Annotated in this window: 22 protein-coding genes; 14 read left to right on the forward strand and 8 right to left on the reverse strand. The window is 68.1% G+C overall.

Going from position 1 to position 23801, the window contains the following annotated elements; all coding sequences use genetic code 11:
• The first annotated feature begins 8 nt into the window (after positions 1 to 8).
• Genes VHP37_14265 through VHP37_14285 form a run of 5 tightly spaced genes read left to right on the forward strand, consistent with a single transcriptional unit; the run spans position 9 to position 4928 of the window.
• Positions 9 to 977 (forward strand): tripartite tricarboxylate transporter substrate binding protein, encoded by a 969-nt coding sequence (locus VHP37_14265; protein ID HEX2827511.1) that lies wholly within the window; start codon positions 9 to 11, stop codon positions 975 to 977.
• Positions 978 to 980: 3 nt separating this feature from the next.
• On the forward strand, positions 981 to 2351 hold the full coding sequence (locus VHP37_14270) for an MmgE/PrpD family protein (GenBank protein ID HEX2827512.1): 1371 nt from the start codon (positions 981 to 983) through the stop codon (positions 2349 to 2351).
• Positions 2338 to 3099: a glucose 1-dehydrogenase gene (locus VHP37_14275; protein HEX2827513.1), complete on the forward strand. Its 762-nt coding sequence runs from the start codon at positions 2338 to 2340 to the stop codon at positions 3097 to 3099. Before VHP37_14270 ends, VHP37_14275 begins: the two co-directional genes overlap by 14 nt.
• A gap of 1 nt (position 3100) precedes the next feature.
• Positions 3101 to 4054 carry a tripartite tricarboxylate transporter substrate binding protein gene (locus tag VHP37_14280; protein ID HEX2827514.1) on the forward strand — a complete coding sequence of 318 codons (954 nt, stop codon included), beginning with the start codon at positions 3101 to 3103 and terminating at the stop codon, positions 4052 to 4054.
• A gap of 19 nt (positions 4055 to 4073) precedes the next feature.
• Positions 4074 to 4928, forward strand: coding sequence for a phytanoyl-CoA dioxygenase family protein (locus VHP37_14285; protein ID HEX2827515.1), 855 nt, complete (start codon positions 4074 to 4076; stop codon positions 4926 to 4928).
• A gap of 88 nt (positions 4929 to 5016) precedes the next feature.
• Here VHP37_14285 and VHP37_14290 read toward each other — a convergent pair whose 3' ends face one another.
• From VHP37_14290 to VHP37_14320, 7 genes are all read right to left on the reverse strand, one after another.
• Positions 5017 to 5688 carry a sigma-70 family RNA polymerase sigma factor gene (locus VHP37_14290; protein ID HEX2827516.1) on the reverse strand — a complete coding sequence of 224 codons (672 nt, stop codon included), beginning with the start codon at positions 5686 to 5688 and terminating at the stop codon, positions 5017 to 5019.
• 165 nt (positions 5689 to 5853) lie between these two features.
• Positions 5854 to 6651, reverse strand: coding sequence for a hypothetical protein (locus tag VHP37_14295; GenBank protein HEX2827517.1), 798 nt, complete (start codon positions 6649 to 6651; stop codon positions 5854 to 5856).
• A 9-nt stretch (positions 6652 to 6660) separates the two neighbouring features.
• Positions 6661 to 8055, reverse strand: a complete 1395-nt coding sequence (locus VHP37_14300; protein ID HEX2827518.1) for an efflux transporter outer membrane subunit — start codon at positions 8053 to 8055, stop codon at positions 6661 to 6663.
• A gap of 119 nt (positions 8056 to 8174) precedes the next feature.
• Positions 8175 to 9401: an efflux RND transporter periplasmic adaptor subunit gene (locus VHP37_14305; protein ID HEX2827519.1), complete on the reverse strand. Its 1227-nt coding sequence runs from the start codon at positions 9399 to 9401 to the stop codon at positions 8175 to 8177.
• Between the two features lie 3 nt (positions 9402 to 9404).
• Complete coding sequence (locus tag VHP37_14310; GenBank protein ID HEX2827520.1) at positions 9405 to 12635, reverse strand: efflux RND transporter permease subunit; 3231 nt, start codon at positions 12633 to 12635, stop codon at positions 9405 to 9407.
• A 93-nt stretch (positions 12636 to 12728) separates the two neighbouring features.
• Positions 12729 to 13496 (reverse strand): hypothetical protein, encoded by a 768-nt coding sequence (locus tag VHP37_14315; protein HEX2827521.1) that lies wholly within the window; start codon positions 13494 to 13496, stop codon positions 12729 to 12731.
• A gap of 66 nt (positions 13497 to 13562) precedes the next feature.
• Positions 13563 to 14522: a fumarylacetoacetate hydrolase family protein gene (locus tag VHP37_14320; protein HEX2827522.1), complete on the reverse strand. Its 960-nt coding sequence runs from the start codon at positions 14520 to 14522 to the stop codon at positions 13563 to 13565.
• Positions 14523 to 14570: 48 nt separating this feature from the next.
• Here VHP37_14320 and VHP37_14325 point away from each other — a divergent pair, with 48 nt between their 5' ends.
• Entirely contained in the window at positions 14571 to 15083 is a 513-nt protein-coding gene (locus VHP37_14325) for a GNAT family N-acetyltransferase (GenBank protein ID HEX2827523.1), read from the forward strand.
• Positions 15084 to 15156: 73 nt separating this feature from the next.
• On the opposite strand, the gene VHP37_14330 is transcribed toward VHP37_14325, so the two are convergent.
• On the reverse strand, positions 15157 to 16548 hold the full coding sequence (locus tag VHP37_14330; protein HEX2827524.1) for an MATE family efflux transporter: 1392 nt from the start codon (positions 16546 to 16548) through the stop codon (positions 15157 to 15159).
• A gap of 59 nt (positions 16549 to 16607) precedes the next feature.
• Here VHP37_14330 and VHP37_14335 point away from each other — a divergent pair, with 59 nt between their 5' ends.
• The 8 genes from VHP37_14335 to VHP37_14370 all read left to right on the forward strand — a co-directional run bounded on the left by VHP37_14335 (position 16608) and on the right by VHP37_14370 (position 23793).
• The gene (locus tag VHP37_14335; GenBank protein HEX2827525.1) at positions 16608 to 17402 is read left to right on the forward strand and encodes an enoyl-CoA hydratase/isomerase family protein; all 795 of its coding nucleotides are present in this window, start codon (positions 16608 to 16610) and stop codon (positions 17400 to 17402) included.
• A gap of 125 nt (positions 17403 to 17527) precedes the next feature.
• A complete protein-coding gene (locus tag VHP37_14340; GenBank protein HEX2827526.1) occupies positions 17528 to 17986 on the forward strand; it encodes a septal ring lytic transglycosylase RlpA family protein in 459 nt (152 codons plus the stop codon).
• A 64-nt stretch (positions 17987 to 18050) separates the two neighbouring features.
• Positions 18051 to 18527: a tripartite tricarboxylate transporter substrate-binding protein gene (locus VHP37_14345; protein HEX2827527.1), complete on the forward strand. Its 477-nt coding sequence runs from the start codon at positions 18051 to 18053 to the stop codon at positions 18525 to 18527.
• Between the two features lie 23 nt (positions 18528 to 18550).
• The gene (locus VHP37_14350; GenBank protein HEX2827528.1) at positions 18551 to 19735 is read left to right on the forward strand and encodes an MFS transporter; all 1185 of its coding nucleotides are present in this window, start codon (positions 18551 to 18553) and stop codon (positions 19733 to 19735) included.
• 8 nt (positions 19736 to 19743) lie between these two features.
• Complete coding sequence (locus tag VHP37_14355; GenBank protein HEX2827529.1) at positions 19744 to 21021, forward strand: glycosyltransferase 61 family protein; 1278 nt, start codon at positions 19744 to 19746, stop codon at positions 21019 to 21021.
• Positions 21022 to 21123: 102 nt separating this feature from the next.
• The gene (locus tag VHP37_14360) at positions 21124 to 22071 is read left to right on the forward strand and encodes a tripartite tricarboxylate transporter substrate binding protein (protein ID HEX2827530.1); all 948 of its coding nucleotides are present in this window, start codon (positions 21124 to 21126) and stop codon (positions 22069 to 22071) included.
• Between the two features lie 76 nt (positions 22072 to 22147).
• Positions 22148 to 22594 carry a DOMON-like domain-containing protein gene (locus VHP37_14365; GenBank protein ID HEX2827531.1) on the forward strand — a complete coding sequence of 149 codons (447 nt, stop codon included), beginning with the start codon at positions 22148 to 22150 and terminating at the stop codon, positions 22592 to 22594.
• Positions 22591 to 23793: a DUF1343 domain-containing protein gene (locus VHP37_14370; GenBank protein HEX2827532.1), complete on the forward strand. Its 1203-nt coding sequence runs from the start codon at positions 22591 to 22593 to the stop codon at positions 23791 to 23793. The genes VHP37_14365 and VHP37_14370 overlap by 4 nt, the downstream gene beginning before the upstream one ends.
• Positions 23794 to 23801: the final 8 nt, after the last annotated feature.

Raw genomic sequence — 23801 nt, forward strand, 5'->3', positions numbered from 1 at the left:
GAGGGCGCATGCGCGTATTGCTGTTCGTTTCGTGCATGGCCGCGGCGGCGTCCGCCTGCGCGGCGGCCGGCGCGGGCGGCTACCCGTCGAGGCCCATCCGCGTGGTCGTCACCTTTCCGCCCGGCGGCCCGACCGACATCATCGCGCGCGCGGTCGCGCAGAAGCTCTCCGACTCTTTCGGGCAGCCTGTCGTCGTCGACAATCGCGCGGGAGCCGGCGGCAACATCGGCATGGACATCGTCGCCAAAGCGCCGCCGGACGGTTACACGATCGTCGAGAGCAGCTTCGGGCCGCTCGTCATCAGTCCCTTCGTCTATTCGAAGCTCCCGTACGACCCGGTGAAGGATCTGACGCCGATCACGCTCGCCGCGGCGAGCTGGTTCTTCCTCGCGGTGCATCCTTCGGTGCCCGCGAGATCGGTGAAGGAGCTCATCGCCGCCGCCAAGGCGAAGCCGGGCGGTTACCTGTTCGCTTCGGCGGGCAATGCGACGCCGTCGCATCTCGCGGGCGCGCTGTTCCAGGCGGTCGCCGGGATTCAATTGACGCACGTGCCTTACAAGGGCTCGGCGACTTCGCTGCCGGCGCTGATCGCGGGCGAAGCGCAGATCGCGATCGAGAGCCCGCCGCTCCTCGTGCCGCAGGTGAAAGCCGGCAAGCTGCGCGGACTCGCCGCCGCGCGTCCCGGCCGCTCGCCGCTGCTGCCCGACGTGCCGACGATGAAGGAGTCGGGATTGTCCGGCATGGAAGTCGGCTCGTGGTACGGCTTTCATGCGCCCGCGGGCACGCCGAAGGCGATCGTCGACCGGCTGCACGCCGAGATGGTGAAGGCGATGAACGCCCCCGACGTGCGCGAGCGCTTCGCCGGTGTCGGCGCCGACACGATCGCGGACTCCCCCGCGGAGTTCGCGGCCTTCATCAGCGCGGAGCTGAAGAAGTGGGGCACGGTGATCCGCGCGGCCGGCGTGAAGCTCGAGTAATCCATGACGCTTGCACAAGAGCTCGCGAACAAAGTCGTCGCGACCCGCTTCGAGGACCTGACGGCCGGCGCGCTCACCGGCGCGAAGATCGGGCTGCTCGACACGATCGCGGTCGGTATCGCCGGCGCGGATGACGAAGCCGCTCGCATCGCGCGCCGCGTGGCGCTCGACGGCGCCGGTGTAGCGCTGGTCTGGGGAACGACCCGCCGCGCACGCGCGCTCGACGCGGCGTTCGCGAACGGCATCGCCGCCAACGTGCTCGATTACGACGACTGCACCGAGAACCTCGGCGGCCATCCTTCCGCGCCGATCCTGCCGGCGCTGGTCGCGCTCGCCGAGGAGCGCCGCGCGAGCGGCCGCGACGCGCTGACGGCTTACGTGGCCGGGTTCGAGCTCGAGACCGCGCTCGGCCGCGCGGTGAACTTCCATCACTACGAGAAGGGCTGGCATCCGACGGCGACGCTGGGCGTGTTCGGGGCCGCCGCGGCGTGCGCGCGCCTGCTCGGTCTCGACGCAGAGCAGACGACGCGGGCCATCGCGCTCTGCGCATCGCTCGCCGCCGGTGTGAAATCGAACCTGGGATCGATGGGCAAGCCGATGCACGTCGGCAACTGCGCCCGCAGCGGTCTGCTCGCGGCCGAGCTCGCGCGTGAAGGTTTCACGGGCAACGCGGACGCACTGGAGCACCGCCAAGGCTTCCTCGAGGTCTTCAACGGCAGCGGCCACTACAGCGTCGAGCGGCTGCTCGAGAAGTGGGGTGCGCCGTGGGAGATTGAGACGCCGGGCATCCAGGTGAAGCAGTATCCGTGCTGCCTGAGCACACAGGCGGCGGTCGATCTCATGCTCGACCTCGTGAAGTCGAACGCGATCACACCGGAGCAGGTCAGCGCGATCGAAGCGCGCGTGCCGCCGTTGCGGCTCGAGCACACCGACCGGCCGCAGCCGCGCAGTGCGCTGGACGCGAAGCTCTCGGTGCAGTACGTGCTGGCTCGCGCGGTGACCGACCGGGCGGTGACGCTTTCGCACTTCGACGGGGAGAGTTACCTCGATCGCCGCACGCAGGAGGTCATGACGCGCGTGACGCCGATACCGTTCGACGAGACGCTGCGCCGCGAGCTCGGAGACTCGGGCGCCGCGATTCGCCTGACGCTCGCGGATGGCCGGCGTCTCGAAGGCACGATCCGCCGGCCGGTCGGTCACGACCCGGGCGTGCCGCTCGCGCCCGCGCTGCACAAGGCGAAGCTCGACGCGTGCGTCGAAGGCCGTCTCACGCCCGAGCGCAGGGACGATCTATACCGCGCCGTGATGTCGTTCGAGAACGTCGGCGATGTGCGCGGGTTCACCCAAGGATTCGAAACCGATGGCGGAGCTTGAAGGCAAGGTTGCAGTGGTGAGCGGCGCATCGAGCCCGCGCGGTATCGGCGCCGCGATCGCGAAGCGCTACGCGAGAGCGGGTGCGTCGCTGTTCGTGATCGCCGAAGGCGGCACCGAGGAGCAGCTCGCGGCGACGGCGAAGGCGTGCAGGGACCTGGGCGCACCGCGCGCCGAAAGCGCTGCGATCGATCTCACCGCGAAGGACGGCGCCGAGCGCATGATCGCCGAAGCCGAAAAGCGCTTCGGACGCGTCGACATCCTCGTCAACAATGCGGGGCTGCGAGCGTCGCACAACTTCGGCGATTACACGCGCGAGACGTTCGATCGCGTGGTGGCGGTCAACCTCGCGTCGCCGTTCTTCGCGAGCCAGGCGGCGCTGCCGCTCATGAGGAAGCAGGGCGGCGGGCGCATCATTCACATCGCGAGCCAGATGGGGCACGTCACCTTCGACCAGCGCGCGCTGTACGGCCTCACCAAGGCCGCGCTCATCCATCTCACGAAGACGATGGCGTACGAGCTCGGGCGCGAGAACATCATCGTCAATGCGATCAGCCCCGGCCCGATCGAGACCGGACGCAGCCTCACCCGCTCGGCGGAGGATACGCAGAAGCTCATGGACAAGGTGCCCGCGGGTCGTTTCGGCGAGCCCGACGAGATCGCCGAGGTCGCGTTCTATCTCGCGACCACCAAAGCGGCGTTCCTCATGGGACAGGACCTCGTCGTCGACGGCGGCTACATCATTCACTGACATGCGCGCGCTCGCGATACTTCTCTTCGTCGCTGCGGCATCCCACGCGGCGGACGCCCCCTATCCGACCCGGCCGGTGCGGCTGATCCTCGGATTTCCGCCGGGCGGCAGCACCGATGCGCTCGCGCGTATCCTCGCGCCGAAGCTCGGCGAAACGATGGGACAGACCTGGGTCGTCGACAATCGCGCGGGCGCCGGCGGCAATCTCGCGGTCGAGTCCGCGGTCCGCGCGAACCCTGACGGCCATACCGTGCTGCTCGCGCTGAGCACTCAGCTCACCGCCGCGCCGAGCCTCTACAAGCTGCCGTACGACGTGCAGAAAGGCTTGCAGCCGGTCACCACGACCGCGACTCACGAGCACATCGTGCTCGTGCCGCCGGCGTTCCCGGCGAAGAGCTTCAAGGAATTCGTCGCGATCGCGCGCGAGCGGCAAGGCAAGCTCACCTACGGCTCGAGCGGCGTCGGAGGCTCGCTGCATCTGGTCGCGGAGCTGCTCAAACGGCGCGCCGGCTTCGACATGACCCACGTACCTTACAAAGGCGCCGGGCCCGCCATCGCGGCGCTCCTCGGCGGCGAGGTGAACCTGATGATCGGCGCCGTGCCGTCGACGATCGCGCTCGTCAACGCCGGCAAGCTGCGCGCGCTGGCGACGACCGGCCCGGTGCGCCACAAGGTGACGCCGAACCTGCCGACCATCGCCGAGCTCGGCTATGCCGATTTCGAGGCCGTCGCGTGGTTCGCGTTCCTGGTGCCGGCGGCGACGCCTGAGGCGATCGTGGACCGCATCGTGCATGAGACGCACAAGGCGATCCAGGATCCGGGCGTCGCCGGTGCGATGACCCGGCTCGGGCTCGATCCGAAGCCGAGCACGCCGGCCGAGCTGAAAAAGCTGATCTCGGCCGAAACCGCGCAGCTTGCGGCGGTGATCCGCGACGCGGGCATCAAGGGCGAGTAGCCACAGAGAGGAGCACCGCATGAAGGTCCTGAGCGAGCAGCAGGTGCGCGACTATCGCGCTGACGGTTACCTGTTTCCCATACCCGCGCTCACATTGCAGGAAGCTGCCGGCGCGCTCGCGGCGCTGGAGCGTACCGAGGCGGCGCTGGGCGCGCCGCTCAACAAGGGCGAGATGAAGTGGCGCGGCGCGACGCACATCTACCTTCAGTGGGCGAACGATCTGGTGCGGCATCCGCGCATCCTCGACATCGTCGAGGACGTCATCGGGCCCGACATCCTCGTCTACTGGAGCACGTTCTTCATCAAGGACGCGAACAGCCCGGCTTTCACCGCGTGGCACCAGGACGCGACCTATTTCGGTCTCGACCCGCTCGAGCACGTCACGGCGTGGGTGGCGCTGACCGACGCGAGCAGCGAGGCGGGCTGCATGGACGTCGTCACGCAGCACGGCAATCCGCGGCAGTACCATCACGAGGCGAAGCGGCTCGAGCACAGCATCAACGGCGCGGGGCAGGAGATCGTCGAGCCGGTCGACGAGCGCGACGCGGTGGCGATGGAGCTCCGCGCGGGCCAGTGCTCGCTGCACCACACGCTGTGCCTGCATCGCTCGGCGCCGAACCGCGCGTCGCATCGGCGCGTCGGCTTCGGCATCAGCTACATCCCCGCGCACTGCCGCCTCACCGGCTCGCACCGGATCTACGCGCAGCTCGTACGGGGTAAGGATCGCTGGGGCCATTTCGAGCCGCTGCCCGAGCGGCCCAGCGCCGACCTGGCGCCCGAAGCAGTCGCGCTGCACGAAGCCGCGTACGCGCAGTTCCGCAAGAACTACTACGAGCAGGAGAAGCTGCACCTCGCGCAGTTTGCGGGGGCTTAAGCAGTCTCATCCGGGATGCGGCGGCAGATCCGACCCGCCGCCTTCACGCGCTCCACGGACAACGCATCAATGCTTGGCAGAGAGCGTTCTAACGCTTCCAGAGCGCCGCGCGGATGCGCGCGATCGCCTGGGTGTACATCTCCGAGACCTGCGGCTCGGACAGGCCGAGGACCGCGCCGATCTCGGCGTGGTTGAGCCGGTGCTCGTGGTACAGGCTCATGACGAGGCGCTCGCGCTCGGGCAGCGCGTCGATCGCCTTGATCACGGTGTCGCGCAGCTTGGGGTCTTCGAGGAGACTCAGCGGGTCCTCGGCCTCGGCCGCGGCGTCGTCGTGATAGACGATCTGGTGGCCGTGCGCCTCGCGCAGGAGATCGCGGTATTCGTCGATGCCGATTCTCAGCGCCTTGGCGACCTCGGCGTCGGTCGGGGGGCGGCCTTTCTGGCGCTCCAGCATGGCGATCATGGCTTCGGCGTCGCGCATGCGGCGGCGCACGTCGACGGCCACCGTCGGTGAGCCCTGGAGCGAATCGATGATCTCGCGGCGGATGCGGGGGACGGCGTACGAATCGAAATCGGGGCCCGGGCCGCCGTGATAGCGGCGCGCGGCCTCGAGCAGGCCGGCCATGCCCGCCTGGACGAGCCTTCCCTGGTCGACCGATCCGGGCATGCTCGCCGCGATGTGCTTCGCAATGCGCTTCACGAGCGGCGCAAGGCTGCGCACGCGCGACTCGACTTCTTCGATGTCGAAAGCCAGGTCCATCTCGTTGCTTACGCCCGATCTTTCCTTCCCCGCCAGGGGCTTGTTCTTCGCGGCTGCGCGACCGCAGGGCCTGCGCACGCATTGCGGACAAACGGCGGCGCCGTACCCGTGATTCCGGCGTCGAGTGGTTATCGGCGCGTGCGGGGAGATATTGAGGGTTGTGCCTCAGGAATCCGGAAATTGCGCCGTTATCCGTCTTTGGGGGAGCTGCGCTTCGAGATCGACCGGGTGCGTCGCGCCGCGCTCGATGACCGCGGCGCGGTCGACGCGATCGCGATCGAAGGTGATCGCGAGCACCGCGGCGGCGGGGTCCGAGGCGGCGGCTTTCTGCACCGCTTCCAGCGCATCGCACGCGAAGCCGTTGCAGATCTCGGCGCGGCGCTCGCGCGGCATCGCGCAGCCGGCGGTGGTCTGGTACAGGCATGCGCCGTCGACGTGCGCCGCCGGCAGCATCGCCAGGTAGGCCTCGACCGCGTCCTGAAAGGTGCGTTCGGGCGCCTCTGCGCGCCAGCGCTCCAGCACCGTGATGTCGAGGAACGCACGCCAATCCCCTCCGTGCTCGCAGCAGCGGCCGCGGCACTGTCCGCAGAGGCGGGCGCCCTGCGGGTGGCGGTCGTCGGCGGTCGAAGGGGAGAGGCGGCCGCGGTCGATCGTGCGGTTCTCTGCGACCACGGCTTCCAGGTAAGCGCGATGCGCGTCGCGCTCTTCCCGGGTGGTCTCGACGATCTCCGGTTCCCAGCGTTTCAGCCAGACGACCGGTGCAGGCGGCTTCGAAAGATGCGGCAGTTGCGCGGCGGCCGCGGCCGGCGCGGCGGCGGCGAGGGCTTTCCGGATGAGCGACGTGCGCGCGTCCGCCGCCTTGTGCCGGCACGCGGCGGCATCGCAATAGCCGACCCCACGCCGCTGCGTCAGCGGGTCGAGCGGGGCGCGGCAGGAGCGACAGACGGGTGTGGTCGGGCTCACGACTTTGATCTAGCGGCTGCCGAGGGTGGTGGCGCCTTCCCAGTCGCCGCCGAGGGCTTTCACCAGGAAGACCGCGAGGAGCAGGCGCTGGCCGTGGATCTGGCTCGCGGTGCGCTCGCCGTTGAGCAGCGCCTGCTGCGCGGTGATGACGTCGAGGTAGGTCGCGACACCGCCTTCGTAGCGCGTGTTCGCGAGGTCGAGCACGCGGCGCGCGCTGTCCACGGCCGTCAGCGACTGGTTGTACGCGCGCTCGAGCGCGGCGCCGCCGAGGATGCCGTCTTCCACCTCCTGCATCGCCGTGAGCACGACGCGCCGGTAGTTGGCGACCGTGAGGTCGTAGCCCGCCTTGGCGAAATCGAGGTTGGCGTTCAGCCGCCCCGCGGTGAACAGCGGCTGGAGGATTGAGACGCCCAGCGACCAGATGTTGCTCGACGCATCGAAGAGATGGCCGAGGCTGTTGCTCTGGTAGCCGATCGACGGGCCGAGGACGATGCTCGGATAGAACGCGGCCCGGGCGATGCCGATCTGCGCGTTCGCCGCGGCCATCGCGCGCTCGGCCGAAGCGACGTCCGGGCGGCGCTCGAGGATGTCGGACGGCACGCCGATCGGGATGTCGGGCGGCGGCACGCGCTTCGCGTCGGCCGCGAGCGAGAACTGCGGCGCGGGCGTGCCGGTGAGCGTCGCGATCGCGTTCTCGAACTGCGAGCGCTGGCGGCGCAGCAGGTCGAGCTGGGTCAGCGTCGCATCGATCAGCGTCTGCTGCTGCGCGACCTCGAGCCCCGAGGCGGCGCCGAGCTCGCGGCGGTTGCTGAGGAATCCGAGCGATCGGCGCTGGAGCTCGATCGACTGGTTCAGCACGTCGATCTCGATGTCGGTCTGGCGCAGGTTGAAATACGCGTTGGCGAGATCGGTCGTCAGCAGCAGCCGCGTGTTCTCGTAGTCGGCCGCGCTCTGCTCGGACGAGGCGCGCGCGCCTTCGATCGTGCGCTGCACACGGCCGAAGAGATCGGCTTCGTACGTGACGCCGAGCTGCAGCACGTAGTTTTCCTGGATCGTCTGGAAGTTCGGCGATCCGTAGCGCGTGAGCGGGCGGTGCGCCGAGATCCGCTCGTTCGCGATGCGCGTGCCGAAATTGACGCTCGGGAACATCGCCGAGCTCGCCGAGGCGAGGAGCGCCCGCGATTGCGCCACGCGCGCGCTCGCAGCGGCGAGCGTCGGGCTGTCGGCGAGCGATTTGCCGATCAGCGCGTCGAGCTGCGGGTCGCCGAAGCGCCGCCACCAGACCCCTTTGGGCGCGGCGTCGTTCGGCTTGCTGACGCGAAACGGCTCTTCGATCTTCCAGTTGACCGGCATGTCCACCGCCGGCTTCTTGTAGCCCGGCCAGAGGGAGCAGGAGGAGAGCAGTCCGGCCGCAGCGACGACCGCGAGAAACTTGCGAAAAAGGAAAGGAGGTTTCGGAGGGAAACCTTGGTTTCCCTCCGAGGCGTTTACCGGCCCGGCGACGGCCTCGCCATGCGAGGCCGTCAAGATTTGCCTTTCGCCTTCTTCTCCGTGGCCGGCGCGATCGTGACCTGATCGCCGTTCGCCATCGAATCCGGCGGGTTCAGCACGAGCTTGTCGGTCGGCGCGACGCCTTCCATCACTTCGACGTTCTCGCCGTAGTTGCGGCCGACCTTGACGGACTTGAGATGCACGCGCGATTCCGCGTCCACCACTGCGACGCGCATCCCTTCGCCCCGGATGAGCAGGGCGTTGGTCGGGATCGTCATCGCCTTGCTCGCGGCGAGCGGCAGCAGCACCTGCACGTACGCGCCCGGCAGCAGCACGCCGTCCCTGTTCGGCAGGGTCACTTCGATCTGCATGGTGCGCGTCGCCGGATCGATCGCGGCGGCGGTGCGCGCGACCTGTCCCTTGAAGCGCTGGCCGCGCAGCTCCGACTGCTCGATCGTCACTTCCTGTCCGGATTTCACGAGCTGCGAATACGCCTGCGGCACGTTGACGTAGACGCGCAGCGGATCGGTCTGCGCGAGCACGAACATCATGCGGGCCGCGCCGCCGCCCGCGTCGATGAGGTCGCCGACGTCGACGTTGCGCCGCGTGATGACGCCCGAGAACGGCGCCACCACGCGCTTGAAGCTCTCGGTCTGGCGCAGGCGTTCGACGTTCGCGTCGGCGGCGGCGAGGTTCGCTTTCGCCTGCGCGGCGAGGCTGCGCTTTTCATCCAGCTCCTGCTGCGACACCGCGTCCTTCTTGCGCAGCGCTTCCCAGCGCTCCATGGTCGATACCGCGAGCTGCAGGCTCGACGCGGTCTGCTGGCGCGCCGCGACCGCCTGCGAGAGCTGCTGGTCGAGCTCGGGCGCGTCGATCTCCGCGAGGAGCTCGCCCTTGGTGACGCGGCTGCCGATGTCCTTGTGCCAGCGCTTGAGATACCCGCCCGCGCGCGCCGAGATCGGCGCCTGCACGTAGCCTTGCAGCGTCCCCGGCAGGGCGAGCGTCTGTCCCGCTTCGTTCGTTTTCGGCGCTGCGACGCGCACGTAGAGCCTGGAGTGCTCGACCGTGCCTTCCTCGAGCTTGCTCGCGTTCGACATGCGGCTCATGACGGTGCGTCCCGCCCCGATCGCGAGCAGCGCGATGACGACCGCCGACAGGATCTTCGCGCGGCGGACGACCTGGCGGCGCCGCAGCAGCTCGCCGTGATCCTGCGGTTCGAGCGTGTGTATGCCGAGGTCGTGGTGACGTTCTTCGGTCATGCGTCAGATCTCCTGATGCGTCGGGGTGGGCTCGTAGCCGTGCGCGGCTGCGCGGCGCTCGCGGCGCAGCGCGAGGCGGCGGTGCACGCCGGCGTAGACCACCGGGACGAAGAAAAGCGTGACGGTCGCGAAGACCAGGCCGCCGATCACCGCGCGGCCGAGCGGTGCGTTCTGCTCCGCGCCTTCGCCCAGTCCCAGCGCCATCGGGATCATGCCGATGATCATCGCGAGCGCGGTCATGAGCACCGGCCGGATGCGCGTCGCGCCGGCTTCGAGCGCGGCGGACAGCACCGGCGCGCCGTCGGCCATGCGGTCGCGCGCGAAAGACACCAGCAGAATGCTGTTCGCCGTCGCCACGCCCATGGTCATGATCGCGCCGGTCAACGCCGGCACCGAGAGCGTCGTGCCGGTGATGAAGAGCATCCACGCGATGCCGGCCAGCGCGGCGGGGAGCGCTGCGATGATGATCGCGGCGTCGATCCACGACTGGAAGTTGACGACGATGAGGAGATAGACCAGCACGATCGCCATCGCCAGGCCCACGCCGAGACCGATGAACGACGCCTGCATCGTTTCCACCTGGCCGCGCATCGTGACCACGCTGCCGCGAGGCAGCTTGCCGCGGATCTCGTCGATCCGCGCTTCGACCTGCTTCGCGACGCTGCCGAGGTCGGTGCCGTGCACGCTCACGTAGATGTCGATCGCAGGCATGATGTTGTAGCGCGAGACGACCGCGACGCTGCGGCTCGCGTGCGCCTCGACCAGGTTGCCCAGGAGCTGCGTGTTGGTGTTGCCCGAAGCCGCGTTGGCGTTCGTCCCCACCGGGATGTTCAACAGCGAATCGAGCGAGTTGACCTGGTACTGCGGCGTCGAGACCTGCACGCTGTAGACGATGCCGTTCTGCGGGTTGAGCCAGAACGCGGGCGCGGTCTGCGCGCTGCCGGCGAGCGTCACCAGCACGTTCTGGCCCACGTTGAACGCGGTGAGCCCGACCTGCTGCAAGCGCGAGCGGTCCATCTGCAGGTCGACCGCGGGGTTGTCGAGCCGCTGGTGCACGTGCACGTCGACGGCGCCGGGAATCTGCCGCAGCGACTTGGTGAGCTCGGCCGCGAGCGCCGCGTTGGCGGCCATGTTCGGGCCGCGGAACTGCACGTCGATCGCCGCCGGCAGGCCGAAGTTGAGGATCTGCGTCACGATGTCGGCGGGCTGGAAGAAGAACTCGACGCCCGGGAAGCGCTTCGGCAGCTCGGTGCGCAGCAGCGTCACGAACTCATCGGTCGGCCGATGGCCTTCCTTCAGCGACATCAGGATCTCGCCGTCGAGCGTGCCGATCACGCCCGAGTTGCTGTACGAGAGGTTGATGCTGCTGTTGGGCACGCCGAGGTTGTCGAGGATGGTCTCGAGCTGGTCTTTCGGGATCAGCTCGCGGATCGCCACCTCGATGGCGTCGGCGACGCGCGCGGTCTCCTCGATGCGCGTTCCGGTCGGATTGCGGAAGTGCAGCCGGATCTGGCCGGCGTCGACGTTCGGGAAGAAATCGCGGCCGAGCACCGGGTAGAGCAGGCACGAGAGCACGGTGAAGCCGAGGAACGCGAAGGCGAAGCCGCGGCGATTGGCGAGCAGCGCCGACAGCGTCAGCGTATAGGCACGGCGCACGTGCTCGAACCGGTTGTCGAAGCTGCGGTACAGCCTCTGGAGCAGGCTCTGCCGCCCGCCCGCGGCGGCATGGCTGCCGCCCATCAACAGCATGACCATCGTCGGCACGAACGTGCGCGACAGGATGTACGACGCCGCCATCGCGAACACCACCGCCATCGCCATCGGGACGAAGAGGAAGCGCGCGACGCCGGTGAGGAAGAACATCGGCACGAACACGATACAGATGCACAGCGTCGAGACGAAGGCGGGGACGCCGATCTCGCCCGCGCCGACCATGATCGCTTCGTGCAGCTCGACGCCGTTGTGCAGGTGGCGCTCGATGTTCTCGATCGTGACGATCGCCTGGTCGACCAGGATACCGACCGACAGCGCCAGGCCGCCCAGCGTCATGATGTTGAGCGTCTCGCCCAGCGCGAAGAGCACCAGGATCGACGCCAGGATCGACAGCGGGATCGTGAGGCCGATGATGAGCGTCGAGCGCCAGTTGCCGAGGAAGAGCAGCACCATCAGCGCGGTCAGCACGGCCGCGATGCACGCCTCGATGATCACGCCCGATACCGCGGCCTTGACGAACACCGACTGGTCGAAGAGCGGCGTCACCTTCACGTCCGGCGGCAGGATCTGGGTCGCGCGCGGCAGCGTCTCGCGGATGTTCCTGACGATGTCCAGCGTCGAGACGCCGGCGTTCTTGAGCACCGACAGCAGCACGCCGCGCTCGCCGTCGCGGCGCACGACGTTGGTCTGGTTCTGGAAGCCGTCGCGGACCTGCGCGACGTCTTTGACATAGGTCGTCGCGCCCTGCTGGGTGCGCACCGGGAGATCGTTGAGGCCGGCGATCGCGTCGGGCGACGCGTTCATCTTCACGCTGTATTCGGTCTCGCCGAACTTGGCGGTTCCCGAAGGGAGGATGAGGTTCTGCGCGTTGATCGCGGTGACCACGTCGGCGGGCGCGAGGCCGCGCGCCTGCAGCGCGTTCATGTCGAGGTCGACCGAGATCACGCGCACCTTGCCGCCGTACGGGAAGGGGATCGCGACGCCGGGCAGCGTGACGAGCTGCGGGCGGAGCTGGTTGACCGCGGCGTCGAAGACCGACTGCTCGGGCAGGGTCGGGCTCGACAGCGCGAGCTGGATCACCGGGATGCTCGACGCGGAGTACTTGATGACGAGCGGCGGCGTGATGCCCGGCGGGAGCTGCCGCACCTGGGTCTGCATCGCGGCGACGACCTGCGCGAGCGCGGTCTGAATGTTCGCCGACGGCTGGAAGAAGACCTTGATGACGGTGGTCCCGGCGAGCGAAGTGGACTCGATGTGCTCGATGTCGCTGACGGTCGTCGTCAGGCCGCGCTCGCTCTGTCCGGCGATGCGCTGGCCCATCTCCGCCGCGGACAGGCCGTTGTAGTTCCAGATGATGCTGACGACCGGAATGTCGATTTCCGGGAAGATGTCGGTCGCCATGTTGCGCAGGGCGAACGGCGTGGCGAGCAGGATCAGCATCGCCATCACGATGAACGTATAGGGGCGTCGCAGCGCGAGCTCGACGGTGAATCCGGAGCTGCTCTTCGGGGCAGGATTCATTACGGGATTCCAGGCGGACCGACGATTCTAATCGCACAAACCTCGCGGGAAGGTCGCGAATAGATCTCCTGGAGTCCGTATGGTGGCGCACGATCATTTCACCCAGCCGATCTCCCGCGCCGTCGCGTCCCCGACCACGACCTGCTTCAGGCTCGCCGGCATCTCCGCGGAGGTATCCGAAATCGCAATGCGCCCGCCCATGATCTCGGCGCGGCGCTGCGGATGGAGCGGCTTTGCGTCGGGGTCGCCGTAGCCGTCGGGACGCCGCGGCTGGTTGGTCGAAGGATCGTATTTGTCGGTCGCGCCGAGCGTGTGCATGAGCTCGTGCGCGATCACGACGTTGTTCTGGCCTTCCTGCGCGGACGCCGCGAACGCGTTGACCGCGCCGAGCATGCCTTTGGCGAGACCGGTCGAATGCGGCACGCGCCGGGTCAGCGCGGGATCGTGATACGTGACGAACACGCGCACGTGGGGCGGCGGCCCTTTCCACGTGTCGTTCCACCACGCCCAGGAGCGAAAGCGCAGGCTCCACGCGATCGCCTGGAGCGCGCTGCCGCCGATGGGGGCGGGCGGCGGTTTCGAGGCGACCGGCGGCGCGAGCGCCACGTCGACCGGCGGCATCATCGCGATCGAGTATCTCGACGCTTCGCGCGCGAAGAAGTCCTCGATCGGCTGGAACGTTTCCTTATCGAGCGCCGCGATGTACTGCCGCGTGGCGTCGGAACGATCTGCGGCGATCGGATAGATCGCCACGCGCAGCGTCATCTTCCACTCGGCGCTGCGCTTCCTCGCGAGCCACGCGGTCTGCGCGACGCTCGCGAGGATGAAGAGAAGCAGCCCTATCCGTATATAGCGCCACACGGTTTAAAACCGGGGTCAGACGCCAAAAAAGCCGGGGTCTGACCCCATTCGGGGTCAGACCCTGGTTTACGTAGGCTGCCGCGTCGCTGCGACGATGCGAGTGCGCAGCGCCATCGCCGGCTTCTCGAACGCGCACTCGATCACGTCGCCGGGTTTGACGTAGAGATCTTCCGCGTTCGGCTTGCCGACCGCGACGCCGCCGGGGGCGCCGGTGGAGAACATGTCGCCGGGCTGGAGCGGCAGCAGCCGCGAGAAGTGCTCGATGATGCGCGGCAGCTTCCAGATCTGGTCGGAGGTGTTGACGCGCATGCGCTGCTCGCCGTTCACGCTGCACGTGACCCAGATGTCGTACGGATCGGCGACTTCGTCCATGGTGATGATGCACGGTCCCAGCGGCCCGAAGCCCGGCGCGTTCTTCGATGTCCAGAAGCGCGAGCCCGACGCGACCTCGGCTTTCTGCGTGTCGCGGCAGGTGAGGTCGTTGAGGATGGTGATGCCGGCGACGTAATCGAACGCGTCTTTCTCTTTGACCATGTACGCGGGCTTGCCGATCACGAACACGAGCTCGGGCTCGTAGTCGAGGCGCGAGACCGTTGCGGGGCGCTCGACGTCGGCGTCGTGGCCGGTGAGGCACGCGTTGATCTTGACGAAGCCGGTGGGCTCCTCGGGCTTTTCCTTGATGAGGTCGTTCGCCTCGAGCTCCTTGAGGTGGCTGCGATAGTTCTTGCCGACGCACAGGAATTTCTCGGCGTCGCCGATCGGCGGCAGCCAGCGGATCTCGGATTCGGCGAGCAGCACGCCTTTCGGCAGCTCGGGCTCGCGCTCCTTCGCCGCTTCGAGGATCTCGCGGACGCGGCCCAGCCCCGAGGGGCCGAGCGCGAGCAGCTCGCGCATCGTCGGCGGCAGCGCAGGCCAGCCGGGCTTGAGCGCCTGGGCGAGCGCGAGGTCGAGGATGCGATCGCCCAGCAGCGCGCCGAGGCGGGGCTGCTCGGGTTGCGAGCGCGTGACGAAAGTGAGGAGTCTCATAAAAAAATCTACGTGGAACGGGGGAGGGCCGAAGGATACAGTAAATGCATGCCCGAACGATTCCCGACGCGCGTCCCCGATCTCTACATCCGCTATGCGGCCCGCGATGACGTTCCCGTCCTGCTGTCGATGATCAGGGAGCTCGCCGAGTTCGAAGAGCTCCTGCACCTCATGCAGGCGAGCGAGGACGAGCTCACCGAAGAGCTCTTCGGCGGACCGCGCGTCGCCGAAGCGCTGCTGGCCGAGCTGGCCGGGGAGGTCGTGGGCTTCGCGGTGTTCTTCCACAACTTCTCGACGTTCATGGGCCGCAAGGGCTTGTACCTCGAGGACCTCTACGTGCGGCCTCACGCCCGGCGCCGCGGCGTCGGCCGCGCGTTGATCACCTTCGTCGCGAAGATCGCGGTCGAGCGCCGCTGCGGCCGCTTCGAATGGTCGGTGCTCGACTGGAACACCCGCGCGATCGATTTCTACCGCTCGCTCGGCGCGGTCGCGCTCGACGACTGGACCGTCCAGCGCGTGACCGGCGACGCTCTCGAGAGACTCGCGAAAACCGGGGTCTGACCCCGAAATGCCGGGGTCAGACCCCTTCCCGCGTCGGGTCAGACCCCTTCCCGCGTCGGGTCAGACCCCGGCTTCACCGGGGTCTGACCCTGGTTTTCGTGAACCAGGCGCCGCGGGCGACGGCGGTGGCGTTGATGAGACCGAACGCGGCGAGCGCTGCGCTCTGGGCGAGGAAGAGGTGGAGGAGCGTCCCGCCGGCGGCGAGGGCGAGCCAGCCGACGCCCGCCGCGATCGCAAGGCGCGTGAGGTTCGCGAGCAGCGGCCATTTGAGACGTCCCGCGCCCTGCGACGCGAAGTAGAGCGCCATGCCCAGACCGAAGAGGCCGTAGAACGGCCCGACGCTGCGCAGGTAGAGCGCGCCCGCTTCGAGCATCAAAGGATCGTCGTCGAAGAGCGTGAGCCACGCGTGCGGGAACGCCGCGGCGAGCAGCCCGATCGCCTCCGTAAGACCCGCCGCGACGCCGGCGCCCATCCACGCCGCTTTCAACGCCCGCGTGCGCTGTCCCGCGCCGACGTTGGTTCCGACGAGCGCCACGAGCGGCGCGCCGAATCCGAACGCGAGCGGTATGAGCAGGTATTCGAGCCGCGAGCCGACGCCGTACCCCGCGATCGCCGCCGTGCCGAAGCGTCCGACGAGGCCGGTGCATACCGCGATCGTGACGTTGGTTGCAATGGTGACCAAAGCCGCGACCGCGCCGACGCGCAGGATGTCGGTAAAGAGCGTCCTGCGGAGCCCGAGCCCATGCAGCGACGGCCGCACCACGCTGCGCCCGCGCCACAGATAGGCGGCGAGCACGATGCTGCCCACGCCGTAAAAGCTCAGGAACGCGAACGCGCCGCCCGCGACGCCGAGCCGCGGAAACGGTCCCCAGCCGAAGATCAGCATCGGCGAGAGGACGACCAGCAGGGCCGCGCCCATCACCGTGACCACTGCGGGCACCAGCATGTTGCCGGTGCCGCGGATGACGTTCGCGAGCGAGTTGAAGAGCCAGATCAGGATCACGCCCGAGAAGATCACGTTGGAGTACGCGAGCGCGGCTGCGAGCGACGCGCCCGCACCGCCCATGCTGCCGTAGAGCGCGTGCGAGCCCGACAGGATGGCGATCATGAACACGCCGCCGAATCCGGCGCCGATCACGAGCGCGTGCACTGCGAGCGCATCGGCATCGGTGCGCCGTCCCGCACCGAGGGCGCGCGCGATCGCGGAGGAGATGCCGCCGCCCATCGCACCCGCGGACATCATCTGCATCAGCATCACGACGGGAAAGACCAGCGCGACGCCGGCGAGCGCTTCGGTGCCGAGCTTGCCGATGAAGTAGGTCTCCACCAGTCCCATCGACGCCTGCACCAGCATGACCAGAACGTTGGGCGCCGCCAGGCGCAGCAGGGTGCGCGCGATCGGCGCCTCGAGCAGAGCGCGCGTGCGCGGGTCGTGCGCGAGGGTTGCCGCGGCGGGATCGGCCATAGTGGATTCCGGCACATAGGCTAACATCGGCCCCACTACACCTACGGAGGAGCACACGCATGAGCGTTCTCGAGATCGAGCGCAAGGACGGAGTCATGGTCCTGCGCATCAACCGCCCCGATCGTATGGGCGCCCTCAACAGCGAGCTGCGCGTCGCGCTGGCGGACGCCTGGTGCGAGTTCCGCGACAGCACCGAGCTCGAGGTGGCAATTTTTACCGGCACGGGGCGGGGGTTCTGCGCCGGCGAGGACATGAAGGAATCCCTCGAGCGCGGCACTCCGGGCAGTAGTGTGAAAAAAGACAACCCTTACGACGATATGACCCTCGAGAAACCGGTGATTGTTGCCGTTAACGGGTTTGCCATGGGCGGCGGCTTCATGCTCGTGGAACGCGCCGACCTTCGTGTCGCCGTCCGTGGCGCAGTTTTCGAGTCGTCCGAAGCCAAGCGCTGGCTGCTCGGGGGTTATGACCATGGTGTGAAGGGCGCGCTTCCGCACGCCGTCGCGACCGAGCTTGCGTTTGCGTTCCGCTTCAACGCGGAGCGCCTGCACCAGGTGGGATTCATCAACCGCCTCGTCGAACCCGAGGAGCTCATGCCGACGGCGCACGAGATGGCGCGACATTTGCTGACACTGCCGCCGGCCGCGCGCGTCAATACGACCGTCATGATGCGCGCGATGCGCGGCCACGCTTCGGATGAGCAGGAAGAATTTGCCGCCCGCCTGAAAGAACACGGGGCGAAGAGCGATCTCATGGAATCGCGCAAGGCTTTTGCCGAGAAGCGCCCGCCGAACTTCAAGGGCTGGGACAAACCGGAAGACCGGTTCAATACGCCGAAAATGACGCGACGATAGTCGCGTCGTCCCCGCGCAGGCGGGGATCCATTTTGACGTAAAACCGGGGTCGGACCCCTTGCGGGGTCGGACCCCATGTTGGTATCTTGCCGCGTTCGCGCGCATTCGACATCAGGGGAGCGGTCATGCCTACGATGATAAGAACGCTGCTGTGCGCCTCCGTGCTGTTGCTGTGCGCGGCTCCCGCGGCGCAGGCTCTCGAGCTTTCGCTCGACACCGAAGTGAGGGGTGAGCGCGGCGTCGCCTCGTACTACGCGAAGCGCTTCGACGGCCGCCGCACCGCGAGCGGCATCATCTTTCGCAACAGCGAGTTCCTCGCGGCGCACCCCACGCTGCCTTTCGGCACGATCGTGCGCGTGACCAATCTCGTCAACGGCAGCTTCGTCGACGTGCAGATCGCCGACCGCGGCGCGTTCGCGCGCAAGCACGGCGGTTTCATCATCGATCTGTCGCAGGCCGCGGCCAAGCGCCTCAACATGCTCGGTCGGGGCACCGCGCGCGTCGTCGTCGAAGTCGTCGAATGGAGCGGCCGCAAGAGCCACGAGATTGCGGACGCGGCGGTGAAAGCGGTCACGAACGAATAGCGAGCGCCTCGAGATTGCGTAGCCTGTCCTGAGCATGGTCGAAGGGTCGCGGCCGCTCCCCGCAATGACACGCACTGCAAGTCTCGCGGCCGCGCTCTTCCTCGCATCCACGCCCGCGCCCGGCGCGAGCGACGCCGACAGCGCGTACCCGACGCGCCACATCCGCATGATCGCGCCGTTCACCGCGGGCAGCACGCTCGACGTGATGGCGCGCTTGGTATCCGACCGTCTAGGGTCCGCGTTCGGCCACAACGTCGTCGTCGACAACCGGCCCGGCGCCAACGGCGTCATCGGCATCGATCTCGTCGCCAAGGCGCCGCCCGACGGTTACACGATGCTGCTCACCACGGGCTCGTTCACCGGCAACATCGTCATCTACAAGAAGCTTCCGTACGACGGCACGCGCGACTTCGCGCCGATCACTCAGATCGCGCGCTCGTACGGCATGGTGCTCGTCGTCAACCCGGGGGTCGCGGCGCAGTCGGCGAAAGACCTCGTCGCGCTGGCGAAGTCGAAGCGCGCGGGGATTCCCCGGCAGTAAGCGTCTGTCGTAATCTTCGCCGCATGGACAAGGCGAAGAAAACGGTCGCGCTGCTCTCGGCCTCCCAGGCGCTGCTGCTGGTCAACAACTCCATCCTGATCACCGTCAACGCGCTCGCCGGTTTCGCGCTCGCGGCCGACAAGAGCATCGCGACGCTGCCGGTGACGTCGTATTTCCTCGGCGCGGCCCTCGCGGCGTATCCCGCGTCGATGCTGATGAAGCGCTACGGCCGCAAGCAGGGTTTCACCATCGGTGCGGCGTGCGGCATGGCGGGCGCGCTGCTGGGCGCGGCGGCGATCTACGTGCAGAGCTTCTGGCTCCTGTGCGCGGGCACGCTGGTGCTCGGCGCCTACTTCGCGTCGGGACAGTTCTATCGCTTCGCCGCGGCCGAAGCGGTGCCGCAGGAGTGGAAGCCCAAGGCGATCTCGCTGGTGCTCGCCGGCGGCATCGTCGGCGGTTTCGTGGGCCCTGAGACCAGCAAGATCACGCGCGACATCGTCGCAGGCCATCTCTATGCGGGCCCTTATTTCTCGCTGGTGGGCTTCGCGCTGATCACGATGATCGTCGTGCGCTGGCTCGACATCCCGCCGCTGTCGTCCGCGGAAAGCCGATCCGAAGGCCGGCCGATCGGCGTCATCGCGCGTCAGCCGGCGTTCATCGTCGCGGTGCTGTGCGGCGTGGTGAGCTACGGCGTCATGAACCTGCTCATGACCGCGACGCCGCTCGCGATGGCGGCATGCCAGCATCCCTTCAATGCCGCGGCGTTCGTCATCCAGTGGCACCTCGTCGGGATGTTCGCGCCCTCGTTCGTCACCGGCAGCATCATCAAGAGGATCGGGCTGCTCCCGGTGATGATCATCGGCGCGCTGCTCATGGCGCTGTGCGTCGCCATCGCGGTGAGCGGCATCGCAGTGACGAACTTCTGGCTGGCGCTGGTGCTGCTCGGCGTCGGCTGGAACTTCATGTATCTGGGCGCCACGACGCTGCTCACCGAAGCGCACACGCCCGCCGAGCGCGGCAAGGTGCAAGGGGTGAACGACATGGCGATCTCGTTCACCATGGTGCTCTCGTCGCTGTCGGTGGGTGCGCTCTTCACCTATCAGGGCTGGCAGACCATGAACCTGCTCGCGGTGCCTTTCGTCGCGCTCGCGGCGTGCGCGCTGCTGTGGCTCGCGGTCGTCAGGCGCGCGAGGCCGGCCGCGCTGTAGCCGCTCGCGTGGATCGTCTCATCGGGGCGGTGCTGCGGCTGCACGCTTCCGGCCGGCCGGGGCTCGCGCGTGCGATCGCCCGCGCCGCGCTTTTCCTGCGGCCGCGGCATCCCGGTTTGCTCCGGGTCGCGGCGCGTCTCGCCACAGAGCGCGGCGATCTCGAAGCGGCAGAGATTTACGGCCGCAAGATCGTCGCGCGGGCGCCGGAAGACGCATCGATCCATCGGGCGCTCGGCGACGTCGCGGTACTGCGCGGACAGCCCGAGCGCGCGCTCCCGCATTACGACGCGCATGCGAAGCTCACGCTCGGACCCGATGCGGTCACGCGCATCTATCGTCACCGCTGGCTCGACGCAGCGGGGCCCGATCGCCCCGCGCCGTATTACCGGCGGCTCGAGCACGTCTTCGTCGATACCGCCTACTGGTCGATCATGACCGATGCCGGCGAGGTCTACGCGGCGGACACGCACGGCCGCACGCTCGCGAACGGCCCGTTCGTGCGCGGGCGTGCGTGGGACCAGGGCCGTTCGGTCATCGCTTCTTTCGAAGCGCCGCGGATCACCGTTGCGCAGGAATGCATCTTCGTCGGCGGCGACGACAACTACAGCCACTGGGTGATGCGCAACCTCCTGAAGCTGGTCGCGCTCGAGCGCGACGGACTGTTGCACTCGCTGCCGTGGCTGCTCAACACCGATCTCACGCAATACCAGCGCGACTATCTCGACCTGCTCGGCGTGCCGCCGGAGCGGCGGCTCCTGGTCGATCGCGGGCAGGTCGTGCGGTGCGAAAACGTCATCGTGCCGGCGATGCTCAGGAATCCGCTGGCGATCCGGCAGGGCGTCGAGTGGCTGCGCGCGCGCCTCGCCGCGCATCTCGCGACCCCGGAGGAGGCGGCCGATCGGCTGTTCGTGTCGCGCGCCGACGCCGTCCGCCGCCGGCTCGTCAACGAAGAGGAGATTTACGCCGCCCTCGAGCGTTACGGCTTTCGCAAGGTCGTGCCGGGACGCATGACGGCGCTCGAGCAGATCGCCGCGTTCTCGAGAGCGAAGATCGTCGTCGGGGCGCACGGCGCAGGCCTCACCAACATGGTCTTCGCGCCCCCGCACGCTTCGTTCGTCGAGCTGTGCAGCGTCGGCGTGGCCCACATGGAAGACTTCAGGCGGACCGCGCGCGCGACCGGGCAGCCGATCTACACGCTGGTCTCGGACCGCACCTCGGGCAGCGACGCGCAGGCGGATTACGAGGTCGACGTGCAGGCAGTGGTGGCACAAGTCGAGCGGATATAATCGAGGCCCTCAGAGGACTCCCCCGGCATGCTCTCAGCCGTTTCATCGACGCTCGGTAATACGCGGCTACACCTCCGGCGGCCATTCGAAGGAATCTCAGCAATGTTTCTGAAGTCCGCCATCGCACTCGCAGCATCCCTCGTTTCGTTTTCCGCGGCCGCCCAGAGCTACCCGGTCAAACCGGTACGCGTGATCACGCCGTGGCCCGCCGGCGGTTTGACCGACGTCGCGGGACGCATCGTCTTCCAGCAGATCTCCCAATCGATGGGCCAGCAGTTCGTCGTCGACAACCGCCCCGGCGCGACCGGCACCATCGGCGCGGACGTGGTCGCGAAGTCGCCGCCGGACGGCTACACGCTGATGGTCCATTCGGCGAGCCACATCAGCAACGCGTACACGTATCCCAAGCTGCCGTACGACACCTTCCGCGACTTCACGCCGGTCGGGCTGCTGGTCGCGCAGACAGGTCTTCTGGTGACGCATCCTTCGCTGCCGGTGAAGAACGTGAAAGAGCTGATCGCGCTCGCGCGCGCAAAGCCCGGGCAGTTGCTGTACGCGACGTCGGGCGGCGGCAGCTTCTCGCACATGGCGTTCGCGCTGCTGAACGCGATGACCCACACCAAGATGCTGCACGTGCCGTACAAAGGCGGCGGACCGGCGACGACCGCGGTGGTCTCGGGCGAGTCGCAACTCCTGGTGGGCACGCCTGCCGCGGTGCTCACGCAACTCAACGCGAAGCGGTTGCGTGTGCTCGGCGTCACGTCGGACACGCGCCTGAAGCAGTTCCCTGACGTGCCGACGATCGCCGAAGCCGGCGTCCCCGGTTACGAGTTTCGCGGCTGGGTCGCGGTGATGGCGCCCGCGGGCACACCCAAGCCGATCGTCGACCGCCTGAACGGCGAGATCAAGAAAGTGCTGTCGGCCCCCGACAACAAGCTGCAGGACCTCGAGCCGTGGTACATGACGCCCGAGCAGACCGCCGCTCGCATGAAATCGGACTACGAGAAGTACGGCAGGATCTTCAAGATCATCGGGACGAAGTTCGATTAGCGTAGCGCTGCACACGGTCGCTCTGACGGCGCACGCTGCCACACCGTGCGCCGACGTCCGCGCGATCGCCGCAGCCGTGCAGCGCTCGGCGCGCGGGATCGAAGTACGTTACACGCTCACCGGCGACCTCGACCGCCTGCGCATGCCCGAACCGAGTCTCCCGCGCTTTGCCGACAACCTGTGGCAGCACACGTGCTTCGAGCTTTTCGTGCGCGATGAACGTTCCGATGCCTACCTGGAATTCAACTTCGCGCCCTCGGGCGAGTGGGCCGCTTACGCGTTCGACGCGTACCGCGAAGGCATGCGGCGCATCGACGCCACGCCTCGCATCGCGTGCAGTCGCAGCGGCGATGCGTTCGTGCTCGACGCGATGGTGCCGGCGCAGATGATCGCGGGCGCCGATTTCGCTCTCTCGGCAGTCGTGGAAGAGCTCGACGGGACGCTGTCGTACTGGGCGCTGCGCCATCCGTCCGGCAAGCCGGATTTCCATCACCGCGACGCGTTCGCGCTGCACCTCCCATGAGATTCGGCATCGATCGCCTGCTCGCGGATCCGGCGCTACGCAAGCCGCTCGCCGGCAAGCGCGTCGCGCTGCTCGCGCATCCGGCGTCGGTCACGCGCGATCTCACGCACTCGCTCGACGCGCTCGGCGCCTTGCCCGACGTGACGCTCACCGCGGCCTTCGGACCGCAGCACGGGCTGCGCGGCGACAAGCAGGACAACATGGTCGAATCGCCGGATTACGTCGATCCGGTGCACGGCATCCCGGTCTTCAGCCTCTACGGCGCAGTGCGGCGTCCGACCGACGCGATGATGCAGAGCTTCGACGTGCTCCTGGTCGATCTCCAGGACCTCGGCTGCCGCATCTACACCTTCATCACCACGCTGCGCTACGTGCTCGAAGCGGCGGCGAGGCACGGCAGGACGGTATGGGTGCTCGATCGCCCGAATCCCGCGGGACGTCCGGTGGAAGGGCTCACGCTCGAAGACGGCTGGGAGAGCTTCGTCGGCGCCGGACCGATGCCCATGCGCCACGGCCTCACGATGGGCGAGCTCGGCCGCTGGTTCGTTCGCACGATGAAGATCGACGTCGACTTCGACGTCGTGACGATGGACGGCTGGCAACCCTTCGATGCGCCCGGTTACGGCTGGCCGCTCGGCGAGCGCACGTGGGTGAACCCCAGCCCCAATGCGCCGAATCTTGCGATGGCGCGCTGTTACGCCGGCACCGTGATGCTCGAAGGCACCACGCTCTCCGAAGGCCGCGGCACCACGCGGCCGCTGGAGCTGTTCGGCGCGCCCGACATCGACCCTCGGAAGCTCTTGTCGCAGATGCAGTCGATCGCGCCGCACTGGATGCAGGGCTGCCGCCTGCGCGAGTGCTGGTTCGAGCCCACGTTCCACAAGCACGCCGGCAAGCTCTGTGCGGGCATACAAATCCACGCCGACGATCCGGCATACGACCACGGCGCATTCCGTCCGTGGCGCCTGCAGGCGCTCGCCTTCAAGGCGCTGCGCGGGCTCGCACCCGATTACGACCTCTGGCGCGACTTCGCTTACGAGTACGAGCACGACCGGCTGGCGATCGATCTGATCAACGGCGGGACGAAACTGCGCGAGTGGGTCGACGACCCGGTCGCCGCGGCGGGCGACCTCGACGCCATTGCGATACGCGACGAAGACGCCTGGCGCACGCAGCGCGAGTCGGTGTTACTTTATTGACGTCCACC

It is taken from the genome of Burkholderiales bacterium (assembly GCA_036262035.1).
Classification (GTDB): Bacteria; Pseudomonadota; Gammaproteobacteria; order Burkholderiales; family SG8-41; genus JAQGMV01.